This is a genomic window from Mesobacillus sp. S13 (assembly GCF_020422885.1).
Lineage (GTDB): Bacteria > Bacillota > Bacilli > Bacillales > Cytobacillaceae > Mesobacillus > Mesobacillus selenatarsenatis_A.
Window position 1 is genome coordinate 1235033 of sequence record NZ_CP084622.1, and the last position, 17336, is coordinate 1252368.

General features: G+C 42.5%; 18 protein-coding genes. 8 read left to right on the top strand and 10 right to left on the bottom strand.

Annotation, left to right across the window (positions count from 1 at the left end):
• Nucleotides 1-125: 125 nt before the first annotated feature.
• Entirely contained in the window at nucleotides 126-1505 is a 1380-nt protein-coding gene (fumC, locus tag LGO15_RS06230) for a class II fumarate hydratase (RefSeq protein ID WP_167832063.1), read from the top strand.
• Between the two features lie 100 nt (nucleotides 1506-1605).
• Here the strand turns inward: fumC and LGO15_RS06235 are convergent, their stop codons facing one another.
• Nucleotides 1606-1809 (bottom strand): alpha/beta-type small acid-soluble spore protein, encoded by a 204-nt coding sequence (locus LGO15_RS06235; protein WP_023615428.1) that lies wholly within the window; start codon nucleotides 1807-1809, stop codon nucleotides 1606-1608.
• A gap of 346 nt (nucleotides 1810-2155) precedes the next feature.
• Between LGO15_RS06235 and LGO15_RS06240 the strand changes: the two genes are divergently transcribed.
• Entirely contained in the window at nucleotides 2156-2407 is a 252-nt protein-coding gene (locus LGO15_RS06240) for a hypothetical protein (protein ID WP_226087105.1), read from the top strand.
• Between the two features lie 333 nt (nucleotides 2408-2740).
• Nucleotides 2741-4099 carry an IS1182 family transposase gene (locus LGO15_RS06245; RefSeq protein WP_226085104.1) on the top strand — a complete coding sequence of 453 codons (1359 nt, stop codon included), beginning with the start codon at nucleotides 2741-2743 and terminating at the stop codon, nucleotides 4097-4099.
• 139 nt (nucleotides 4100-4238) lie between these two features.
• On the opposite strand, the gene LGO15_RS06250 is transcribed toward LGO15_RS06245, so the two are convergent.
• Both LGO15_RS06250 and LGO15_RS06255 read right to left on the bottom strand, forming a co-directional pair.
• The gene (locus LGO15_RS06250) at nucleotides 4239-5339 is read right to left on the bottom strand and encodes an ABC transporter ATP-binding protein (protein ID WP_167832064.1); all 1101 of its coding nucleotides are present in this window, start codon (nucleotides 5337-5339) and stop codon (nucleotides 4239-4241) included.
• A 135-nt stretch (nucleotides 5340-5474) separates the two neighbouring features.
• Nucleotides 5475-6368 (bottom strand): PucR family transcriptional regulator, encoded by an 894-nt coding sequence (locus tag LGO15_RS06255; protein ID WP_226087106.1) that lies wholly within the window; start codon nucleotides 6366-6368, stop codon nucleotides 5475-5477.
• 166 nt (nucleotides 6369-6534) lie between these two features.
• Here LGO15_RS06255 and LGO15_RS06260 point away from each other — a divergent pair, with 166 nt between their 5' ends.
• A complete protein-coding gene (locus tag LGO15_RS06260; RefSeq protein WP_041966706.1) occupies nucleotides 6535-6795 on the top strand; it encodes a metal-sensitive transcriptional regulator in 261 nt (86 codons plus the stop codon).
• A gap of 107 nt (nucleotides 6796-6902) precedes the next feature.
• Here the strand turns inward: LGO15_RS06260 and LGO15_RS06265 are convergent, their stop codons facing one another.
• From LGO15_RS06265 to LGO15_RS06290, 6 genes are all read right to left on the bottom strand, one after another.
• A complete protein-coding gene (locus tag LGO15_RS06265; RefSeq protein ID WP_167832066.1) occupies nucleotides 6903-7088 on the bottom strand; it encodes a hypothetical protein in 186 nt (61 codons plus the stop codon).
• Nucleotides 7089-7148: 60 nt separating this feature from the next.
• Nucleotides 7149-7355 carry a YheE family protein gene (locus tag LGO15_RS06270; RefSeq protein WP_226087107.1) on the bottom strand — a complete coding sequence of 69 codons (207 nt, stop codon included), beginning with the start codon at nucleotides 7353-7355 and terminating at the stop codon, nucleotides 7149-7151.
• Between the two features lie 186 nt (nucleotides 7356-7541).
• Nucleotides 7542-8726: a YheC/YheD family endospore coat-associated protein gene (locus LGO15_RS06275; RefSeq protein ID WP_226087108.1), complete on the bottom strand. Its 1185-nt coding sequence runs from the start codon at nucleotides 8724-8726 to the stop codon at nucleotides 7542-7544.
• Nucleotides 8723-10090: a YheC/YheD family endospore coat-associated protein gene (locus LGO15_RS06280; RefSeq protein WP_226087109.1), complete on the bottom strand. Its 1368-nt coding sequence runs from the start codon at nucleotides 10088-10090 to the stop codon at nucleotides 8723-8725. The genes LGO15_RS06275 and LGO15_RS06280 overlap by 4 nt, the downstream gene beginning before the upstream one ends.
• Nucleotides 10087-11172 (bottom strand): YheC/YheD family endospore coat-associated protein, encoded by a 1086-nt coding sequence (locus tag LGO15_RS06285; protein ID WP_167832070.1) that lies wholly within the window; start codon nucleotides 11170-11172, stop codon nucleotides 10087-10089. Before LGO15_RS06285 ends, LGO15_RS06280 begins: the two co-directional genes overlap by 4 nt.
• 20 nt (nucleotides 11173-11192) lie before the next feature.
• Nucleotides 11193-12296 (bottom strand): YheC/YheD family endospore coat-associated protein, encoded by a 1104-nt coding sequence (locus LGO15_RS06290; protein ID WP_167832071.1) that lies wholly within the window; start codon nucleotides 12294-12296, stop codon nucleotides 11193-11195.
• Nucleotides 12297-12497: 201 nt separating this feature from the next.
• Here LGO15_RS06290 and LGO15_RS06295 point away from each other — a divergent pair, with 201 nt between their 5' ends.
• The 4 genes from LGO15_RS06295 to LGO15_RS06310 all read left to right on the top strand — a co-directional run bounded on the left by LGO15_RS06295 (nucleotide 12498) and on the right by LGO15_RS06310 (nucleotide 17068).
• Entirely contained in the window at nucleotides 12498-12857 is a 360-nt protein-coding gene (locus LGO15_RS06295) for a YlbF/YmcA family competence regulator (RefSeq protein ID WP_167832072.1), read from the top strand.
• A 605-nt stretch (nucleotides 12858-13462) separates the two neighbouring features.
• A complete protein-coding gene (locus LGO15_RS06300; RefSeq protein ID WP_226087110.1) occupies nucleotides 13463-14335 on the top strand; it encodes a Cof-type HAD-IIB family hydrolase in 873 nt (290 codons plus the stop codon).
• A gap of 278 nt (nucleotides 14336-14613) precedes the next feature.
• A complete protein-coding gene (locus tag LGO15_RS06305; RefSeq protein ID WP_226087111.1) occupies nucleotides 14614-16128 on the top strand; it encodes a coproporphyrinogen III oxidase in 1515 nt (504 codons plus the stop codon).
• Nucleotides 16129-16273: 145 nt separating this feature from the next.
• Entirely contained in the window at nucleotides 16274-17068 is a 795-nt protein-coding gene (locus tag LGO15_RS06310; protein ID WP_413231374.1) for an enoyl-CoA hydratase, read from the top strand.
• Between the two features lie 39 nt (nucleotides 17069-17107).
• On the opposite strand, the gene LGO15_RS06315 is transcribed toward LGO15_RS06310, so the two are convergent.
• The gene (locus LGO15_RS06315; protein WP_167832075.1) at nucleotides 17108-17293 is read right to left on the bottom strand and encodes a YhzD family protein; all 186 of its coding nucleotides are present in this window, start codon (nucleotides 17291-17293) and stop codon (nucleotides 17108-17110) included.
• Between the last annotated feature and the right edge of the window lie 43 nt (nucleotides 17294-17336).

Sequence of the window (17336 nt, forward strand, 5' to 3'; positions counted from 1 at the left end):
TGCTTCCGCTTTTTCGTTCGCCTAAGTGCACTTTTCTGTCATTTCTTTTTTAAAACAGGTATCCTATAGGCGAAAATGTTTTAAATGTTTTGATAAGTTAATAATTAGATTGAGGAGGGATCGTGTTGTCAGAATATCGGGTTGAAAGAGATACGATAGGTGAAATCAATGTGCCGGCAGATAAATACTGGGGTGCGCAAACACAGCGAAGCAAGCAAAATTTCAAAATTGGTACTGAAAAAATGCCGATTGATGTGATTTATGCTTTTGCGGAAGTCAAGAAAGCTGCAGCCAATGTGAATGCTGCCTCCGGAAGGCTATCAGAATCAAAAGCGAAGGCAATCGAGAAAGCTTGCGATGAAATCCTTTCAGGGGAATTCGATACACATTTTCCGTTAGTCGTATGGCAGACGGGAAGCGGTACTCAATCCAATATGAACGTAAACGAAGTGGTCGCAAGAAGGGCGAGTGAACTGCTGGCAGATCAAGGTTCAGATGAAAAAGTCCATCCAAACGATGATGTAAACATGTCACAGAGCTCGAACGATACATTCCCGACCGCGATGCATATCGCCGCTGTAAAAAAAGTAACAGGGGAGGTACTGCCTGCACTGGAGCTTTTTAAAGAGACATTGAAGAAAAAAGAGCAAGAATTCAATGACATCATTAAAATTGGCAGGACACATCTCCAGGATGCGACTCCATTGACGCTAGGACAGGAGATTAGCGGCTGGAAAGCGATGCTGGAGAAAAATGAACAGATGATTATGGATGGGCTGAAATACGTAAGGGACCTGGCAATCGGCGGTACTGCTGTAGGTACAGGGATTAATGCAGCAAAAGATTTTGGAGACCAGGTAGCAAAGCAGCTTGCCGCACAAACAGGCGAGACATTCTATTCCGCTCCAAATAAGTTCCATGCGCTGACTTCTCATGATGAAATCGTGTTCCTTCATGGAGCGTTCAAAGGACTTGCGGCTGACTTGATGAAAATAGCCAATGATGTTCGCTGGCTCGCAAGCGGTCCAAGAAGTGGAATAGGGGAACTCTCCATTCCGGCAAATGAACCAGGAAGTTCGATTATGCCAGGAAAGGTCAATCCAACCCAAAGCGAAGCATTGACAATGGTGGCAACCCAGGTTTTCGGAAATGACGCGACAATTGGATTTGCAGCAAGCCAGGGGAATTTTGAATTGAATGTTTTTAAACCGGTCATCATTTATAACTTCCTGCAAAGCGCAAGGCTTTTGGCAGACGGAATGAGATCTTTCAACGACAACTGTGCAGAAGGTATTGAAGCGAACCTTGACGTGATTTCAGGCCATGTAGAGCGATCATTAATGCTTGTAACTGCTTTGAATCCACACATTGGATATGAAAAAGCAGCAGAAATTGCCAAGCTCGCTTTCAAACAAAACACAACCTTGAAAGAAGCGGCGATTAAAACGGGGTATTTAACATCAGAGCAGTATGACGAATGGGTCAAGCCAGAAAAGATGATTTAACGAATTGAAGATTAACCATAGTCTGTGCTTGAATCAAAAGACAAATTAAAAGGCCCCCTGGTGTAAGGGGGCCTAAGCCAGTCTATTTAATTATTGTTAATTAGCGTGCAGAACCGCCAAGTTGTTGCTCTGCCATTTGTACAAGACGCTTAGTGATTTCTCCACCAACTGAACCGTTAGCACGAGAAGTAGTTTCGCCACCAAGTTGTACACCAAATTCAGTTGCGATTTCGTACTTCATTTGATCAAGAGCTTGTTGAACACCAGGAACTAATAATTGATTAGAGTTGTTGCTACTAGCCATTAATATTTCCTCCTTTGTGTTTTTCATTGTTGTATTTGGGTTAGTATTGGAATTGAACCAATCATGGCTTTTTGCCATGCCGCCTGGTTTAACCCGCGATCTGAATTTGGCTGGGCTAGCCGGATTTGCACCGGCGCGCGTATTAGCTGCCTTCTAAGGCTTAACCCAATGACTTTATTCCGTTGTTGTTGCTGCGTTGTTTTCTGTTGCTGTTTTATTAATAACTAGTATGTTTTGTTTTGAAAAGTTTATGCGCTAATCGATTAAGGTAATTAATTCCAGAAAGATACTTCTACATAACCATCTCTATTCAACGCAAACTATCAATAACAGGAAAGCAGGAAGGATGAAGAAAATGGGGATGTGCCCGATTTGCAATGGCTTCAAGACCATCATTCCAGAGTGTCCAAACTGCAGCGGCAGCATGGAGAACAATGGACGGGAAGCGGATTTTTATGATGATTATAGTCCTTATATGCCAATCGACCAAATGAAACTCGAAGATGGATATCCGCACGATTTTGCAGAAGGGAAATGCCCGCATTTGTTCAAATGTACAAATTGCGGTTCAAGCCAGGTATATTTAATTAAGGAATAAGGCTTCACATTACATGAAACTGAAAAAAGCAACCGCGTTGGCGGTTGCTTCAGACTGTAGACAAACTCGATGGAAATCGAGCTTGTCTACAGTCTTTTTTTGGGTTGGTGCTGAAATGGGGGCTGTTGATTTCCGTTCCAGGCGCTTCGCTTTCCGCGGGGCTGGCGGTGAGCCTCCTCACCGCCGTTGGCGTCTGCGGGGTCTCACCTGTCCAGCTGAGCCCGCAGGAGTCTACGCGCCTTCCACTCCAATCAACAGGACTTACAAACTTAACGTGGAACTAAACATAAGTCTATTTTAAAATAGATACATATAACGCTTGAGGTGATGAAGATGCTTTCAAAGAACAATCCAATCCAACGAGATCAATTAGAAATGGTTGCTTTAGACCAACTGGTTCCTATGGAACATTTAGTCCGTAAAATGGAAGCAGCCATAGATTTTTCTTTCATTTATGACTTGGTGAAAGATGTGTATTCGGAAGTAGGGCGCCCAAGCATTGACCCTGTGATTTTAATTAAACTCACTTTTATTCAATATACCTTTGGCATTCGTTCCATGCGCCAGACCATTGCCGAAGTAGAAACGAATATGGCTTACCGCTGGTTTTTGGGTTATGGATTCCATGATAAAGTGCCCCACTTCTCCACCTTCGGGAAGAATTACGAACGCCGTTTTAAAGACACTGATTTGTTTGAACAGATTTTCTATCGAATTCTTAAGACCGCAGCTGATAAGAAACTTATTAGTGCAGAACACGTCTTCATTGATTCAACCCACGTTAAAGCAAGTGCGAATAAGCATAAATTCGAGAAGAAAGTAGTGCGGAAGGAAACACGGGCGTATCAAGAGAAACTCCAGGAAGAAATCAATCAAGATCGGGAAGAACATGGGAAGAAGCCTTTTCCTCCTGATAAATTCGACAAGGAAGAATCGAAGGAAATAAAGGAAAGCACGACCGATCCGGAGAGTGGATACTACGTCAAGGATGAACGGACAAAGCAGTTTGCCTACTCCTTTCATGCGGCATCAGACCGAAATGGATTTGTCCTAGGAACAATTGTGACACCTGGTAACACCCATGACAGCCTGATCCTTGAACCACTGGTAGAACAAGTAATAGAGAAAGTTGGAAAGCCCAAAGCCGTTGCGGCCGACGCAGCCTATAAAACTCCAGCCATTACGAAGTTTCTGTTTGAAAATGAAATAACTCCGGCTTTGCCTTATACCCGACCACGAACGAAGGACGGATTCTTCCGTAAATATGACTATGTATATGACGAATTTTATGACTGTTACTTGTGTCCTGCCGGTGAGATCCTAAGGTATTCCACCACTACAAAAGAGGGATATCGTGAGTACAAATCTCCCAAACATATCTGCGCCACCTGCCCATTTTTAGCGCAATGTACAGAAAGCAAAGACCACCAAAAGGTGGTAACGCGCCACATCTGGCATGAGTATTTGGAAGAGGCAGACCATTTAAGGCACCAATCAGAAGTAAAACAAATCTATGCGAAGCGCAAAGAAACCATTGAGCGCGTATTCGCAGATGCAAAAGAAAAGCATGGCATGCGTTGGACAACCCTAAGGGGACTTAAAAAATTGTCGATGCAGGCGATGCTTACTTTCGCTGCATTGAATTTGAAGAAGATGGCCAACTGGACATGGAGAAGTCCAGTAATGGCCTAAAAGTATAGGAAAGAGAGTCTATTTCCTTTGAAAAATTCGATGAAATCCAAAAAGGGGTTCGGAATGAGAGCATTCCGAACCCCTTTTGTCTACAAACTGAAGCAACCGCGTTGGCGGTTGCTTTTTTGATCGTCCGTTATTAAGGACGGATTCTCTTTTCAGTTTCAGCATCAAAGAAGTGAACTTTATTCATATCGAATGCCAGTTCAATTACTTGGCCCGGAGTTACATCAGAGCGGGAATCCACACGTGCAACAAAGTCTTGGCCCTCGAATTGAGAGTAGATCATCGTTTCTGCACCAGTTAATTCGGAAACTTCAACAGTTGCTTTAATTGTTGCACCTTGAGAAGCATCAATAAATACAGGCTCATCATGAAGGTCTTCAGGTCTTACACCAAGGATGATGTCCTTGCCTACATAGCCTTGTGCACGAAGGACTTTCATTTTACCTTCAGGAATAGCGATTGAAGAGTTGTTGATTGTGAATTTGCCTTCTTCAAGCTTTCCAGAGAAGAAGTTCATAGAAGGAGATCCGATGAAACCGCCAACGAAGACGTTTTCAGGGTTTTCGTAAACTTCCTTTGGAGCTCCAACCTGCTGGATGATTCCATCTTTCATGACGACAAGGCGCGTTGCCATTGTCATTGCTTCAGTCTGATCGTGTGTTACATAAATAGTTGTCGTATCCAGGCGGCGGTGAAGCTTTGCGATTTCTGCACGCATCTGTACACGAAGCTTTGCATCAAGGTTTGATAAAGGTTCGTCCATCAAGAATACTTTTGCGTCACGGACGATTGCACGTCCCAAAGCAACACGCTGGCGCTGACCGCCTGAAAGTGCTTTTGGCTTACGATCCAAGTAAGGCTCTAGACCAAGGATTTTCGCTGCCTCTTTAACGCGGCGGTCGATTTCGTCCTTAGCGAACTTGCGAAGCTTCAATCCGAAAGCCATGTTATCGTAAACTGTCATGTGCGGATATAGTGCATAGTTCTGGAAAACCATTGCAATGTCGCGATCCTTAGGAGGAACGTCGTTCACGCGCTTTCCATCAATATAGAAATCGCCTTTTGAGATTTCCTCAAGACCAGCGATCATACGTAGAGTCGTAGATTTACCGCAGCCGGATGGACCAACGAATACGATGAATTCTTTGTCCTGGATGTGAAGGTTGAAATCTTCAACTGCAGTTACTTTGTTATCATAAATTTTATAAATGTGATCTAATTTTAACTCGGCCATTTTTTTAAGCCTCCCTGATTGTTTGTCTACAAAAACAGTTTAGCTGATATGCCTCGAATTAATCATCGGCAGGATGCACAAAAAAATGTAAGCCCTTTTATGCAAGTTGTTTATTGGTTTTTTAAGACAGGTGTATTAGCGGATTTCCTCATATAGACTTGCCAGGTAAACAACAACTGCTGCATCAAGATCCTTTAAGTTAACGCCGGTCTTTTCCATGAACTTGTCCAATCGGTATTGAAGAGTATTTCGGTGGACATAGAGTTTTTTTGCCGAAAGTGAAGCGTTTGAATTGTTTTCAAGAAATACTTTAATGGTTGTCATCAACTCTTTATCCTCACTAAATGCCTGGAGTATGGAAGCCTTCATAATTTCCTTAAGGTGATCAGGCAAATTTGATGCCAACAGCATTGGAAAAGCTTTTTCAAACGTGTAGACAACGTCCCGCGTCGTATGGCAGGTTAATTCCGCAAAGACCTGTTTTTCTTGTTCGAAAAAGTGAGGGAGTTGGGAAGAAACTTTCTGGAATTTGCCAATATAGAAGGAGATTTTTACATAAAAATCGCTCTCCAAAGTGGAGGCAATGGAAAAGAGTTCTTCCGCATTTTCTGATACTTCCTTTTTTTCTTCTATAATGATTCCGTAAGAATCCTTGACCCAAATAATGGTGTGTTCAGGGAAAAAACCATTTAAAGCTTCATGGATTTCCGAATTTTCCATAGCGTTGGCCTGCAGCTGGAATTGTATGAAACGGACTTCATCGCTTTCTGCGGGAGGTATTTCACCATCTTCGAAAAGGAATTGCTTCCAGAAAAGCGCACCGCCTTTTAGCTGGATATGATCTTCGACAAGATGAAACAGGTTTTTCAGTAAATCAAGCTGGCTATCGGAAATCTTATTTTTGGGGATACCAATCCATAGAGGAAAGTTATCACTGTTTTTAAACCAATAATGATCAGGTGATGGATTTGCAGGGTAATTTTCATACGTGACAGAATCAGGGAAATAAGATAATATTTTATTAATCATATAAGTATCCTCAGATTTAATTTGATAAAAGCTGACATATTCTTTATTATAACAGGTGTAGCTTTTAAATGTTAATTCATGCGAAGAGCTATCATTGGTAGAAAAAAGGAAAAAACGTTGGTATAATAGATACAATACGGGGTACCGTAAGAGAGAGGTGTAGGAAATGGAATACACAACAGAAATGAAAAATCGCCTGAAGCGATTGGAGGGCCAAGTACGCGGGGTCATCCGTATGATGGAAGAAGAAAATCATTGCAAGGACGTTGTCACTCAATTATCAGCTGTCCGTTCAGCGGTAGACCGTGCAATTGGTTTCATCGTTGCCAAGAACCTTGAATCTTGCATTACTGAAGCAGCTCAGGAAGGCAAAGATGCCGACGAAGCGATCAAAGAAGCAGTGAATATGATTGTAAAAAGCAGATAAGACACCAGCATCCTTTTAGGATGTGGTGTCTTTTTTTTAGGTGCTTTTCGTAACCCTTATTCCTTAAAAACCTTTAATTAGAAGTCTCCTCGAGAAGAGCCTTCTGTTCATTCGTTTGGTGGGTCTTCCGGATAAAAGTCACGACTTTCCTCAATATTTGTTGAGCTGTCCAATCGATGTACCGTACCGCCGGCCATGCCCTCGTTGATCATCCGGTCAACATCGAGATAAACCTCGTCCCGTCCTTCATTTTGCATGTCCTCAGCAAATTTCTTGCTTCGAATTTTCTTCATGGTATCCTCCTCCATCGTTTTTACGTTTAGAGTTCCGGAAAACCAGAAAAATCATACACATCACTTGTCATATACATGAAAGAGCATCAGCTCGTGGATTTGTTCTTTCAAATGCAGCTCGTCGGATGGCTGTTCAGATGTCCACTGAATATCTCCATTTTGATGATAGATACCAGTATACTTCTGCTTATTGTAATAAAAAGAAAAATGCCAGCCAGGCATATCTTTATTTTCAAATAATGACTTGAATTGGAAATGAGTAATCAAGTTGATATCCCCCTGTGAAAAAGACTTTTTCATTATTATATCGTATTGTAGCAATTTAATGGAAAGATGCGATGCCATTATTCGTGAGAAATAGATGTAGTTGGAGGCCAATAATAAAGAGAAGCCACCCCAAAAGGTGCGGCCTTCATGATTTGATAGGCAGGAATATGGCTAAAGAGTACTGAATCAGAACCCTGTTTTTCTGAAGAATAGATCCACTAGAGCAGATATCCTCTTTTCCTCAATCAATGGTTCGTCGAAGCTCATCGGTTTTGAATTGACTTCATAAATGACATAGTTGCCTTTCTCAGTGATTCCGGCATCAAGGGAGAATTCTCCAAAGTAACCTAACTCTTCAGTAAGCAACTGTCCGATTTCCTTTACCGCCCAGTCGAAGAATTGGTCATGCCTGTCATTCTTTACCTTTATATAAGGAAGCAAGATTCCTCCATTCGGCAGGTGGGTGGTCAGGTCCTGCTTCTGAGATTGGCGTATGCCTATTCCTGTTACTTCATACCCACCCGGTCCATCATGGGCGTGGACCCGGAAGTCAAATCGGTTCCCGTCGATGGCTGAAGCCAATACTTCTTTCTGGGCGATATACTCGTACTTTAATAACTGCCTGGATTTGACTTTCCAAAACTCCTTTATGCCAGGATACAGATGGCGATGGGAGTGACTTTCGAACTCAATCATACCTTCTTTTTGCCGCAGGCGAAAAATCCCGATGCCCTTGGAAGACGAAGCAGGCTTCAAATAGATGCGCTCATGTTTATCAAGGAAAGCGGCCAGCTTGATCATTGATTTCACTTCAATACTTTCCGGCATTAGCTTCCTTAATTGTGGATGTCTGGAAAATAGGGAGTACAGTTTGTTTTTATTGATGAAGCCAGGATTGAAAAATGGAATTCCAAGTGCAGACAGATAGTTTACGGCATCCTTGAAAGCTGGCTGCTGCTCAGCCTTTCGAAAGGGTACCCGATTATATACAAGATGGGGAAGAGGTGTTTTTGCTGGTATCCATTTTTGGGCAGCAGGTGAAAATATGACACCTGTCAGGCCATCCTTGATGATGGTTTCCGGGGGGAAGACGACAATCAGACCATTCCGTTTCTGCATCTCGGCTTGAATCGCCTGGAATAATGATCCATTGCCAGACAGGTTCATATTCTTGCTCATTGAAGTCATGATCCCAATCAGCGGACCAATATTTCTCTGCTTGTTTTTTAACAGAAACTGCTGGCTGTTTTCAGGAAGTGTTTCTGATGATGCAGCTGGGATGTTGACTTTATTAAAGCCAAAGCCGAATGTTTCACCAGCTTTGGCTTCATGGGTCCATGCCTTCGACTCAGCATTATAGCGGAGGATCATTTGAAAATATCCTCAGGTGCTGTAATAGCTTTTTCCGCTAAAAAAATGCCAAAGGACAAAGACAGTTTCCGGGTCAATAAATCAAAATTCTTTAGCTTTGGATGCTTGAAGATTGACCTCCCCGGCTTTGAATTTGCCTCAAAGAGCCATACTTTTCCTGATTTATCGATGCCAAAGTCAAAACCAAGTTCACCGATGATTCCTTCCATATTTTTTTCTAAAATGGAGCTTAAAATCAGAGCGGCTTCAGATAGTTTTTCCTCATAGAGCTCTCGTTCGGTCCGGTCTTCAAATAACTCATCAAGTGATTTTACGACTCCGCCGTTGTTCACATGTGTAGTGACGCTGCCCTGGCCGGCAATTTTAGCGGCTATTGCAGCTACCTGCCAAACCCCGTATTCATCCTTATTTGTATGAACCCTGAAATCAATGAGCCTTTTTTCAGAGCGCAGCAGGCTGATACCCTGTTGGACAATCATCTGCGAAAGGTTTCTTTTATGAAAGATCTTCTTCATCAACTTTTCAAGGCTTTCAAACTTCGTTAATTTATTGATGCCCTCCTGGTCACGATAACGGCAATAATAATAGCCATTATACTTATCGAACAGAATTTGGTGGATGCCAAGTCCAAGACTTCCATTAGCAGGTTTTACATAGACATTTCCGTAATTTGAAAGCATCCTTTCTATCACTGAAAAAGAAGAGAACTGATGCGTTTCAGGCAAGTACTCTGCTGCACGATCATCTTGCTGCAGCCGCTCGAATACATCCAGTTTGCTGAAAAAGCCAGGATTATACCATGGAATCAAGTAATCGGCCTGCATCCTTGATTTCAAGCTGCGAAGCTCAGACTTTCTTTCGGTGCGCCTGTTTGGCAGCCGGTCATAGACGACATTCGGAAAGGGGACCTTTATTTTCATCCAACCTCCATCGACAAAGAAATAACCGTCGATCAGCCCCTGATTCCAATCGATATGCTCCTCTCCAAACACGAAGGGCAGGGCGCCGACCGTCTTATTGACGGACAGCAGCTTGGCAAAGAACATTGACCTCTCGCCAATCGGTCTTAATGGAAAAGGGGTAAAGCCTGCTGTCAGGATGCCGATCAGAGGCCCGATAAACAATGTATTCTGGTCAATAAATAGGTGCAAGGAGATAGATAAAACAGGCATCGAGAGCTCCTTCTGTACATCATTGCTCAAGACAACCACGTTTTTTCCTTTAGGATGAGGAGCGCATGTAACATCCACCACCTTGTTGCCAAATGCGATTTTATTGATTGGATTTGTAAGTATTAAATCAGCAGGAACAAAGACGAGTTGTTTGGAGTGGGAGATGATTTCTATCGGATATTTCTTTCTCATAAGTGCTGTTCCTCTCTTTCTGGCAGAATTTTCGAAAGCACACTGGCATATTCGATTGGTGCTTTATATAGCACTTCTTTTAAATCGGGATTAGTGGAAGTGACGACCTTCCTGCCGGGTTTTGAATTTGTGTCTAGCACCCAGAGAGCATGATCCCTTGAGACACCAATATCTATTCCTAGCTCGAAAAGGCGGGGAAATGATGCTTCAAGGATGCCTGGCAGTTGCGAAAGAATTTCCTCTAATTCAAGTGAAATGAATCTTCTGGTTCGGATATCAAGGGAATTCACGTATTCTTCAAATGGCAATATTTCTCCGCCGGCACGTAAGTTAGACAGGATTCCATCCTTGATTCCACGGCGGATGCCCTTGCCGCGCGCAATCCATTTTCCCTCATGATCTTTTTGCAGCAGTACCCTTATGTCAAAAGGACAATTCTGCGGATCTGACAGACTGAGGTATGGCTGCATCATATACTCTTTTTTTCTGAATAAGTTATCAAGCCAATCCTCTGTCTCACTGGTGGAATGGAAGGTTTTCGTAATCAGTCCGTCACCAATGTCGGCTGAGATTTCGAACTCTCTGCCTGTTTTTTTAACCTTGTAAATCCCTGCCCCGCCAGAACCGAAAACCGGTTTCAATATAGTCGTATCCATCACATCCAGTTGGGCAATAACAGCTTTACCGCTGCCGGCAAGAATCGTTTTCGGAATATAGGGAGAGAGAGGAGATTGCGATAGAACCTGGTGTATTTCCCATTTATTTGGCAAACCGTATCCGAGGAAGGTAATATCCGTTTTTTTCTTCAGCCATTTCACTATCGCCATGGCCTGTTTCGAAGCAAGATCATTTGTATAAAAACAACGGTCATAAATGATGTTTGGGAGCTGGAATTCAGCTTTTACCCAGCAATCTTTCTTCTGGTCGAACCTCTCACCTGTAACCATTTCGGTGATTGGATGGATACTAGCTGGCGAAAACCTAAAACAAGTTAATCTGTCTGCATTCGCCCTCCTGGCAATTTCGGTAAAATAGGTTAATTCACTTTTCAAGGAAAGTGACATCATTCCAAATGAAATCATTTTGTATTTCTCCTTTTGATTTATGACTGGCAAAGTCCGTAGCAATGCTCAATGATGGATTTTGTTGAGGGCCTGATTTTGGCTCCCCGTTCTTCAAAGTTTTTTGAGGGCTTGGAATTTGCTTCGATTAGCCACAAGTTTCCTTTTATATCGATTCCAATATCAATCCCCAACTCGCCTGTTAGTCCCTCCGTATATTTGCTGATGACTTCTGCCGTCTCAAGGGCCAGCTCCTTCATCAGCGCCAGTTGATGTTTCGCTTGCTCTCTTCCGAATATCAATGCCAGTGTATAGCCGGGCTTCATGATTTCGCCGCCGCGGGCTATATTTGATACGAATAATTGTTCAGCGGAAACCCTGGCGACGATGGAGGTAACCTTCCAGAAGTGCTGGGCATTTTTATGGCAAAGGACCCTGAAGTCCATCCTTCTGCCATTTAGTTCCGATAGCTGTATTCCCTGCTGAATGATACAAAGCCGTTTTCCGACGATGGGAGCAATGGAACGGGCTAGTTCTGATACATGTTTGAATTCTCGAAGGTCACTTGTAGGCAGTGAAGAAAGGGATGCATGGAAGATCCCATCTGTTTTACCTACCTGGATAATATTGCGGCCCTGGCTGCCGTGTACTGGTTTAATGTATAACTCATCATGCTTTTCAAGCATGCTTTCGAGCAGACTTTCAGAATAAAGATGTGTTTCTGGTATGAAAGGATGCAAGTGGTCTTCTTTCATTAAAGATTCATGAATTTCCCACTTCGAAAGGAAGCGGTGATTAAATATCTTTATTCCGAGAGCATCCAATTTATTTAAAAATCCCTTAAATCCTTTGCTGATTTCGGTTCTCCGTGACGATACGCGATTATATATGACAGCTGGAAGAGGGAAGAACCCTTTTTTCCATCCATCCTCTTTATCATCATAAGAAAAGCCCTCCACTCCTTGATCAGAAAAGCCTTTGAGTGAAAAAACATAAAAGCTTCCCCCTAATTCAGAAACTCCCTGGTGAAGCTCTTCGCAAAAGGAGTGGACTTTACCAAAGTCAGGTGCATGATTTTCATTTATTTCAGTCAGCAAAGCGATGATAGGATTGTTGGGTAAGCTTCTCGATTTTGCTGGCGTCATAGCTTCTCCTCATTTTCTTTTAGGCTTCAAGGTAGAACCCTATTGTAAATAGGCAAACACACATATTGCATCCTATGAATAGTAGTGGTTATTGGTGATTTTAATGGTAAGAACTGATCTCGCCAGACCCGAACTTTTGGCAATCAGCAACATAGTTTGTTATAGTGGAGTGGAGCGTTTAACGTAGAAGGAGTGATTTAAATGGCAGTCAATACTTATGATTCAGCCTACGAATTGGAAAAAGCAATCAGGAACAGTTCGGAATACACGGAACTAAAAAAGCTTTATGATGCTGTGAATAGCGATGAATCAGCAAAAAGAATGTTTGAAAACTTCCGCAATATCCAGATGCAGCTTCAGGAAAAGCAAATGACTGGGCAGGAAATTACCCAGGAAGAAGTAGAGCAGGCGCAAAAGACAGTAGCGCTTGTCCAGCAGCACGAACTGATTTCTAAGCTGATGGAAGCAGAACAAAGAATGAGCATGGTCATTGCTGAGCTTAATCAAATCATCATGAAGCCTCTTGAAGAGCTTTACGGTAACCCGAACCAGCAGCAATAATAAATATCAGGACTCCCGCCGATGTGCGGGAGTTTTTTTGTTATTGGAGTAATGGATCAACTGTCCGTCATCAAGGTCATGACGGACATAAATCAGTGAAAAAGAAGAAAAACTGTCCGTCATCAAGGTCATGACGGGCAAAAATCAGCGGAAAAGAAGGGAAACTGTCCGTCATCAAGGTCATGACGGACACAAATCAGTGTAAAAGAAGAGAAACTGTCCGTCATCAAGGTCATGACGGACAAAAATCAGTGAAAAAGAAGAAAAACTGTCCGTCATCAAGGTCATGACGGACACAAATCAGTGTAAAAGAAGAGAAACTGTCCGTCATCAAGGTCATGACGGACATAAATCAGTGAAAAAGAAGAAAAACTGTCTGTCATCAAGGTCATGACGGACATAAATCAGTGAAAAAGAAGAAAAACTGTCCGTCATATATGACTCTTTTTGTGGGGAGGGGATTATCAATGCAGTGCCCTCATTCCCTCGGTGGTCCCGGTTTCGGAAGGAAGCTAATTTCAATATCCTGCCCATGTTCTATTCTCTTGCTTTCTATCATACAAGTTAAATAAGGACAAAAACACCGAAGAAATGGGGGCATAAATATGATTTACCGTCTTCTTGCGCTTAATGTGGATGGAACGATTCTCCAATCAAATGGGAGGCTTCATAAATCCACAAGGGATGCGATTGAGTACGTTCAGCAAAAAGGAGTGTACGTGACTCTAGTAACTTCAAGAAGCTTTCCATCAGCCAAAAAAGTGGCTAAAGCGCTGAAAATAAATTCATTGCTTGTGACGCATCTAGGTTCTTATATTTCTAATGATCTTCGCAGTGATCCTGTTTTTGAAAAACGGATTTCTGAGGATGTCACCTTCCAGCTCGTCAGGTTCCTTGAGAGCTTCCCGTGCCAAATCCGGCTTGTTCATGAAAAGTTTTCACTGGCAAACAAGTATAAATTAAACCACAATCTGCTGGCGAAAACAGTTTTCACTTCTGGGGACCCGATCTTTTACTCACAGCAATTCACCGATTCTATCAGTGAAGCATTGGTCAATGATCCAGTCGCGCCTCCTAAAATTGAAGTCTATTTCGAATATGAAGAGGACTTGAAGGATGCCCAGCAAGCGATAAACGGGATGTTCTCAGAGGTGTCCCTGTCAAGGCTTAATGACTACAGGCTCGATATCATGCCCGAAGGTGTCTCAAAATTGAACGGACTGATTCAACTTGGGGAACACCTTGGAATCCCACTAAAGGAAATGGTCGCAATAGGTGATGGCTATGACGATATCGATATGATTGAAGCGGCCGGACTTGGCGTCGCAATGGGGAATGCATCAGTCGAAGTAAAAAAGGCTGCCGACTGGGTGACCCGCTCGAACAATCAGCATGGTGTAAGCTATATGGTCAAGGAACACTTTCGCAAACAACAGCCAATCGAATTTCTCAGAAAGATGAATATTATAAAAATGTAAAAATAGTAAGCATGCCTGACGTTATTCGCAGGCATGCTTTTGTTGTGTTTAGGAATTTATCGGGATTTAGACTCTAGATCAGGAGGAATATATGCGAGTTCTTCGGAAAATAAATGCAGAGTTAAGGAATATATAGGTTTTTAAGGAAAATAAGCCGGACGTCTATAATACTCATCCAGACTTGCACCGAAAACTGGTACCTTTTGCACTATCTTGACCTTTGAATCATACTTCTATTACACTTATTGAAGCATGTTTAATTGAAAAAGGTGAATCTAATGAGAATTAATATAAAAGGTATACAAGATGACAGATTTCAGCGTCCCTTAGGATTGATCGCTAATTTGTTTTTTGAAGAATCCGTAGTAGTATTAAGCGGGACGGAACATGAAGCCAATGCAACAATTGAATTCGATGTCAATAATGTCGAAGGGCAGTTTATTGTAAAAGCAGCCCTTGTAGCAGAAGGGAAGACTTTTACAGCAGAGGCTAATAAAGAAATCCCAACAGGTTTGAGCGATAAGGAAGAATTCAAATTGCTTAAAACCGTCATTTCAAGAGCTTATTTAAAAGTGCTCCAAGACTGGACAGGAATGATCCAGAAATGGGGTATTCTAACTGGCGTCCGCCCTACAAAGCTTTTGCATAAAAAGCTCCGTGAAGGTATGGACCAGCAGTTTGCTCATAAAGAGTTGAAGGAACAGTATTTGATATCGGATGAAAAAATCCAGCTCATGCAGCAGATCGTTGACCGTCAGCTTGCGGTCCTGCCTGATTTGTACGATTTGAAAAATGGTGTAAGCATATATATTGGCATCCCATTTTGCCCAACGAAGTGTGCTTACTGCACCTTCCCTGCTTATGCTATCAACGGTCGCCAGGGTTCTGTGGATTCTTTCCTTGGCGGGCTTCATCATGAAATCCGCCAAATCGGGGACTGGCTGAAGAAGAATGATATCAAGATTACGACCGTTTACTATGGTGGGGGCACACCGACATCGATTACCGCTGAAGAAATGGATATGCTGTATGAAGAGGTTCAGCAGTCATTCCCGGATGTCGAGAAGATCAGGGAAGTAACTGTCGAAGCCGGCCGGCCGGATACAATCACACCTGAGAAACTGGAGGTGCTGAAAAAGTGGAATATCGATCGCATCAGCATCAACCCTCAGTCTTACATCCAGGAAACATTGAAGGCCATCGGGCGTCACCATACAGTGGAAGAAACGATTGAAAAATTCCATCTTGCCCGCGAAATGGGAATGAACAACATCAATATGGATTTGATCATCGGCCTTCCAGGAGAAGGGACAGAGGAATTTGCCCATACCCTTTCTGAAACGGAAAAGCTAATGCCGGAATCCTTGACGGTTCATACTCTTTCTTTTAAAAGAGCTTCAGAAATGACAAGGAATAAACAGAAGTATAAAGTTGCTGGGCGCGATGAAATAGAAAGAATGATGAATATGGCTGAATCATGGACAAAGGAACATGACTACGTGCCATACTATCTGTACAGGCAGAAGAACATTCTTGGAAACCTGGAGAATGTAGGCTATGCTTTCCCGGAACAAGAGAGCCTGTACAATATCATCATCATGGAAGAGCAGCAAACCATCATCGGTCTTGGATGCGGAGCATCGAGCAAGTTCATTGATCCCGAAACAGGTGTCATCACCCAATTTTCGAATCCAAAGGATCCGAAATCATATAACGACAGTTTTGAAGAATACGCGAATAAGAAAATCGAGATTCTCGACTCATTATTTAATAAAACTAGCTCCCGAAGATAAATTCGGGAGTTTTTTTGTTTTTGAAGAACAAATTAATGAACGTTCCATTCACTCATTCTTTAAAAAATCAAAATAGTGAGAAAAAGGTTTTTAAATATAACTTCTCCCTATATAATAAAAATATAAGGATAAATGGAGGGGATGAATGGTGGCGATTGAATTTTCAACGGACACTGTAAAATTAGATATTAATGGTCGACTGGCGGTTCTTGAGTTGAACAGGCCTGAAGCACTGAATGCACTTGATGTGGAAATGATCAAGGGAATCACGATGAACCTGAAGGAAATCTGCAAGTCTGATGAGATTGATATCGTGCTGATTAAAGGAGCTGGGCGTGCCTTCTCAGCAGGCGGGGACATCAAGACAATGCTTTCCAATACAAATGAAAGCGATTTCTATCATGTGATGGACGATATCCATGATATGATCGTGACGTTGTACAGCATGCCAAAAGTGACAATCAGCGCAGTTACGGGTGCTGCGGCCGGGTTGGGCTTTAGTCTAGCTCTTGCGACAGATTACATAATCGCTGAGCCATCGAGCAAGATTGCCATGAATTTTATTGGAATCGGTTTGATTCCGGATGGAGGAGGCCACTTCTTCATGGAGGAGCGCCTTGGAGAAACGAAGGCGAAGCAGCTGATTTGGGATGGAAAAACCCTTTCTGCTAATGATGCATTCACACTTGGCCTTATTGACGAGGTGCCAGATGGAGATTTTACAGAAGCGGTGGAGGCGAAAATACAAGAATGGTTGAATAAGCCAGTCCAGGCTATGATTAAAACAAAGAAAATTCTTGCTGAGAAAAACAGACCTGCCCTGTTGAAAATCCTTGAACTGGAGAAATACGGGCAGTTTAAAATGCGTCAGACAGAAGACCACCAGGAGGGCATCGCTGCTTTCCTTGAAAAGAGGAAGCCGCAATTCAAAGGGAAATAAACAAAAAAAGCAAAGAGGATAGGAGCCTCTTTGCTTTTCTTATGGACGGAAAAGAACCAGCTTGCCTCTCGGTGATGTGCAGCGGTGCGTCTTTTCACTGAGGTTTTTTTCTTCCAGCATTTTTGCGCCAATTTCCTTTGCTTCTTCATCATTGGCTGCTTGGAAAGACTCGTCAATCAGTTTTTCCCCATTAGGTTCAAAGGCTGTCAGTTTGTAAGTATCCATCACAACTTCCCCTTTTTAAAAGATTAGTAAGTATAAAATTAAC

Excerpts from the sequence above, each read along its gene's own strand:
- LGO15_RS06235 (WP_023615428.1), bottom strand. The coding sequence starts at position 1,809 with ATGGCTAGTAGCAACAACTCTAATCAATTATTAGTTCCTGGTGTTCAA.
- LGO15_RS06240 (WP_226087105.1), top strand. The coding sequence starts at position 2,156 with ATGAAGAAAATGGGGATGTGCCCGATTTGCAATGGCTTCAAGACCATC.
- LGO15_RS06245 (WP_226085104.1), top strand. The coding sequence starts at position 2,741 with ATGCTTTCAAAGAACAATCCAATCCAACGAGATCAATTAGAAATGGTT.
- LGO15_RS06250 (WP_167832064.1), bottom strand. The coding sequence starts at position 5,339 with ATGGCCGAGTTAAAATTAGATCACATTTATAAAATTTATGATAACAAA.
- LGO15_RS06255 (WP_226087106.1), bottom strand. The coding sequence starts at position 6,368 with ATGATTAATAAAATATTATCTTATTTCCCTGATTCTGTCACGTATGAA.
- LGO15_RS06260 (WP_041966706.1), top strand. The coding sequence starts at position 6,535 with ATGGAATACACAACAGAAATGAAAAATCGCCTGAAGCGATTGGAGGGC.
- LGO15_RS06265 (WP_167832066.1), bottom strand. The coding sequence starts at position 7,088 with ATGAAGAAAATTCGAAGCAAGAAATTTGCTGAGGACATGCAAAATGAA.
- LGO15_RS06275 (WP_226087108.1), bottom strand. The coding sequence starts at position 8,726 with ATGATCCTCCGCTATAATGCTGAGTCGAAGGCATGGACCCATGAAGCC.
- LGO15_RS06280 (WP_226087109.1), bottom strand. The coding sequence starts at position 10,090 with ATGAGAAAGAAATATCCGATAGAAATCATCTCCCACTCCAAACAACTC.
- LGO15_RS06285 (WP_167832070.1), bottom strand. The coding sequence starts at position 11,172 with ATGATTTCATTTGGAATGATGTCACTTTCCTTGAAAAGTGAATTAACC.
- LGO15_RS06290 (WP_167832071.1), bottom strand. The coding sequence starts at position 12,296 with ATGACGCCAGCAAAATCGAGAAGCTTACCCAACAATCCTATCATCGCT.
- LGO15_RS06295 (WP_167832072.1), top strand. The coding sequence starts at position 12,498 with ATGGCAGTCAATACTTATGATTCAGCCTACGAATTGGAAAAAGCAATC.
- LGO15_RS06300 (WP_226087110.1), top strand. The coding sequence starts at position 13,463 with ATGATTTACCGTCTTCTTGCGCTTAATGTGGATGGAACGATTCTCCAA.
- LGO15_RS06305 (WP_226087111.1), top strand. The coding sequence starts at position 14,614 with ATGAGAATTAATATAAAAGGTATACAAGATGACAGATTTCAGCGTCCC.
- LGO15_RS06310 (WP_413231374.1), top strand. The coding sequence starts at position 16,274 with ATGGTGGCGATTGAATTTTCAACGGACACTGTAAAATTAGATATTAAT.
- LGO15_RS06315 (WP_167832075.1), bottom strand. The coding sequence starts at position 17,293 with ATGGATACTTACAAACTGACAGCCTTTGAACCTAATGGGGAAAAACTG.